We start from the raw sequence: 3,675 nt of genomic DNA on the forward strand, positions 1-3,675 counted from the left end.
GAAAGAAGGTGAAGCGCTCGAAAAGATCTTCGAGACGCAGCAGCGTTCTGATTCGCTCGTTGAAGGGATACTCGTAAAGGATCAAGCGCGCTCGCCTCGGCGTTGGTCGAAAGGTTCGATGGCAGAAAGTGAGGACATTCTAATGCCGCATCAAACTCACGGCAAATCCGCACGTTTAATCACATTTGGCGCGCATTTTCAGCGGCGTTGGTGATGAGTTCGAACGCGATGCATGCACTTGCTAGGTACGCGGTTTGCTCCTGCCGGACGCTATTGCCACGTAGCGCGCGTCCAAGGCGTCTACCTCGCGCTGCAGGGTTTCCAGGGTGGCGGCTGAGTCATTGACGACGACGTCGTCAGCGGCCGCAAGGCGCGCTTCACGCGTGGCCTGACGCGCGATGATGGCGAGCACCTGATCGCGTGTGAAGCCATTGCGCCGGATCACACGCTCGATTTGCGTGTCCACCGGGCAGTCGACCACGAGAATCCGCTGCACCTTGCTCGCGCGTTCGCCCGCTTCAATCAGCAACGGCACCACGACGATGTGATAAGACCCTTGCGCTGCATTGCGTTGACGCTCGCTTTCGGCGCGGATCAGTGGATGCGTGATCGATTCGAGTTGAGCTTTGGCGGCGTTATCGGAGAAAACGCGGATGCGCATTTTTGCTCGATCCAGCGAACCGTCGGCAGCGACGTATTCAGGGCCGAACGCGCTTTCGATCAACGGCATTGCGACACCGCCCGGTGCGGTGATCTGGTGCGCGATCAGGTCCGTATCGATGACCGGTACGCCCCGCGCGGCGAACATGTCCGCCACCGTGGTCTTGCCGCTGCCGATCCCGCCGGTCAAGCCGATGCTGAACATCGTTCAACTCCTTTTTCGTTTCGTTTTATCCGCCGAACACTGCGTAAAGCGGCGTGCCAAAAAATAACGTAATGACGCCGCCTGCCGCGAGAAACGGGCCGAACGGCAGCGGTTCTTCAAACCGCATCCTGCCAATACCCGTTGCCGCCAGTCCGAAGATCGCGCCCGCTACCGCCGACATCAGCACCACCTGCGGCAGCGCTTGCCAGCCTAGCCACGCTCCAAGGGCGCCGAGCAGCTTGAAGTCGCCGTAACCCATGCCTTCCACGCCGCGTACCAGCCTGAATAGCCAATACACGCACCAGAGAAACAGATAACCCGCGATTGCGCCGATAACCGCTTCGTGCAGCGGGACAAACGCGGTGTCGCCGAGATTGACGATCAGGCCAGCCCACAGCAGCGGTAAGGTCAGCATGTCAGGCAGATAGCGTGTATCGAAGTCGATCAGGCTCGCGGCCAGCAGCGTTGCGCATAAACCGAACGCGGCGAGCGCGATCTGCGTGGGCCCGAACGCAAACAGCGATAGTGCGGCAAACAGCCCGGCCGCGAGCTCGGTCAGCGGATAACGTGCACTGACGCGTGCTTTGCATTTTGCGCAACGGCCGCGCAGCAGCACATAACTCACGACCGGAATATTCTCCCACGCACGCAATACATGGCCGCAATGCGGGCATGCGCTGCGGGGCACGGCGAGGTTGTAGCGGGAGGGCGGCGCGTCTTTATGCGCGTCGTCCTCGCTATTGATAGCGTTCTCCGCCTTCCACGCGCGTTCCAGCATGATCGGCAGGCGGTGCACGACGACCGTCAGAAAGCTGCCGATTACCAGCCCCAAGACGATCGCGAAACCATACTGCGCCGCGAGCGGCAAAGCGCCGAACGCGGAACCGTAAGCGTCGAGATAGCGGCCTGAAAACTCCGCCTGATACAAAGGCTGCATGGCTGTCCTGGGTTGAATTCGGCTGCGATCCTACACCACCTACACCACATTCCCGAGTTGAACGATCGGAAGATACATGGCGACGACCAGACCGCCCACCAATGCGCCGAGCACCACGATCACAACCGGCTCGCACAGGCTCGCGAATGCGCTGGTCTGTTCGTCCACCTGACGGTCGCCCAGTGTAGCGAGGTCGAGCAGCATCGCGTCGAGCGAGCCGGATTCCTCGGCCACGGCGATAGGCTGCACCACATCCGGCGGAAAGCATCCGACCGCACGCATGGCGGCGGCGAGCCGCTCGCCATGCCGAAGGCGCCGGGCGATCTCGACGGTGGCGGTATCGAAGATACGGTTGCCCGTGGCGCTTGCCAAGGAGTCGAACGCATCCGATAACGGCGTGCCCGCCGCCAGTAACGTGCCGAGCGCGCGGCTCCAGCGTGCCACGGCCAACGCGCGCAGGAGGGATCCGGCGAGCGGCAGCTTCAGCATGGCGCGGTCGAACGCGCTTCTCGCTGCGGGGACCCGTCGTAGAAGCCGCTTGAACGCGATGCCGGATACCACGCAAAAGAGCGCGAACGGCCCGCACCAGCGCGCGACGCCATCCGATAACGCGAGCACGAACAAAGTGGGTGCCGGCAACTTGGCGCCGAAACCATCGAAGATAGTCTTGAAGGTCGGCACCACGCCAATCAGCAATCCTGCGGTAATGGCAAGTGACAACAACAGCACCACGACCGGATAGGTCAGCGCTGCACGCAGTTTCGCGCGTTGTGCGCCTGCTCGTTCGCGGTCTTCGGCGAGCCGCGCGAGCACGACCGGTAACGCGCCGGCCACTTCGCCAACGGCAACCAACTGGCAATACAGCGCGTTGAAACAGGCGGGATGACGCGCGAGCGCTTCCGAGAATGCAACGCCCTGCGTGATATCTCGCGCGACCGATTCGACAATGCGCGGCAGGCCGCCGCGCGAAGGGGTATCGGCGATGAGCTCCAGTGACGGCGCAAGCGGCAAGCCGGCGCGTAGCAAGCCGGCGAGTTGCCGCGTGAACAGCGTGACGTCGGCAGCCCGGGCTTTGGGAGGCGGCGCCACGCCGAGCGCGGTGAGTTCCAGCACCGTGACACCACCGCGTTTTAGTGCGGCGCGCGCGCGGGCTGAATCTGCGGCGATCGTCTTGCCGCGTTTGGACGCGCCGTTTGTGTCAACGCCTCGCCAGCCAAAGCGCGTGTCGAAGGAGTGTGGGCTCGCGTTGGAGTTCACGTGAGCTCCGTGGCGTTGGTGGCTTCCGCTACGCTCGTGATGCCTTCGCGTACGCGTGTGAAGGCAGCGTCGCGCAAGCTTGGCATGCCCTCGGTTTGCGCCTGACGCGTGATGGCGTGCGTAGCGGTGCGTGCGACGATCAGTTCGCGCAACGTGTCAGAGACGGGCATTAGTTGATGCACGCCCACTCGGCCGCGATAACCAATGCCATGGCACGCGGCACACCCACGGGGCTCGAACGGTTTGAAGCCCGGCTCGACCTCCAGGTCTAAAGGCAAGCGACAAGCGTCGCAGAGCCGCCGCACCAGCCGTTGTGCTGTAACAAGCCTCAGCGCCGACGCCAGCTTGTACGGCGCAATGCCAATATCGATCAATCGGGCGATGGCGGCGGGTGCGTCGTTGGTATGCAGCGTGGACAGCACGAGATGGCCTGTTTGCGCAGCCTTCACGGCAACGTCGGCGGTTTCGGCATCGCGAATTTCGCCGACCATGATCACGTCCGGGTCTTGTCGCATGAACGCGCGCAGCGCGACCGCGAAAGTGAGGCCCGCTTTGTCGCGGACACTGACCTGGTTGATACCAGCAAGCTGGATTTCGGCGGGATCTTCGACGGAAC

4 protein-coding genes and 1 pseudogene are annotated in these 3,675 nt (G+C 62.8%); all 5 read right to left on the reverse strand.

The genetic code is table 11. From position 1 onward, the window contains the following. Window positions 1–85, reverse strand: a pseudogene (locus JWR14_RS28400) (cell division protein ZapD); the annotation flags it as partial. A gap of 156 nt (window positions 86–241) precedes the next feature. Then, the gene (gene coaE / locus JWR14_RS28405) at window positions 242–865 is read right to left on the reverse strand and encodes a dephospho-CoA kinase (protein ID WP_299715602.1); all 624 of its coding nucleotides are present in this window, start codon (window positions 863–865) and stop codon (window positions 242–244) included. Window positions 866–890: 25 nt separating this feature from the next. Then, window positions 891–1,802 carry an A24 family peptidase gene (locus JWR14_RS28410; protein ID WP_299715605.1) on the reverse strand — a complete coding sequence of 304 codons (912 nt, stop codon included), beginning with the start codon at window positions 1,800–1,802 and terminating at the stop codon, window positions 891–893. Between the two features lie 39 nt (window positions 1,803–1,841). Continuing rightward, on the reverse strand, window positions 1,842–3,059 hold the full coding sequence (locus tag JWR14_RS28415; protein WP_299715608.1) for a type II secretion system F family protein: 1,218 nt from the start codon (window positions 3,057–3,059) through the stop codon (window positions 1,842–1,844). Continuing rightward, window positions 3,056–3,675 (reverse strand): ATPase, T2SS/T4P/T4SS family (locus JWR14_RS28420; protein WP_299715611.1); only part of this gene is annotated, 620 nt, incomplete at its 5' end. The genes JWR14_RS28415 and JWR14_RS28420, both read right to left, overlap by 4 nt.

The sequence above is a fragment of the Caballeronia sp. genome (genome assembly GCF_028292365.1).
Lineage (GTDB): Bacteria > Pseudomonadota > Gammaproteobacteria > Burkholderiales > Burkholderiaceae > Caballeronia.

Excerpts from the sequence above, each read along its gene's own strand:
- coaE (WP_299715602.1), bottom strand. The coding sequence starts at position 865 with ATGTTCAGCATCGGCTTGACCGGCGGGATCGGCAGCGGCAAGACCACG.
- JWR14_RS28410 (WP_299715605.1), bottom strand. The coding sequence starts at position 1,802 with ATGCAGCCTTTGTATCAGGCGGAGTTTTCAGGCCGCTATCTCGACGCT.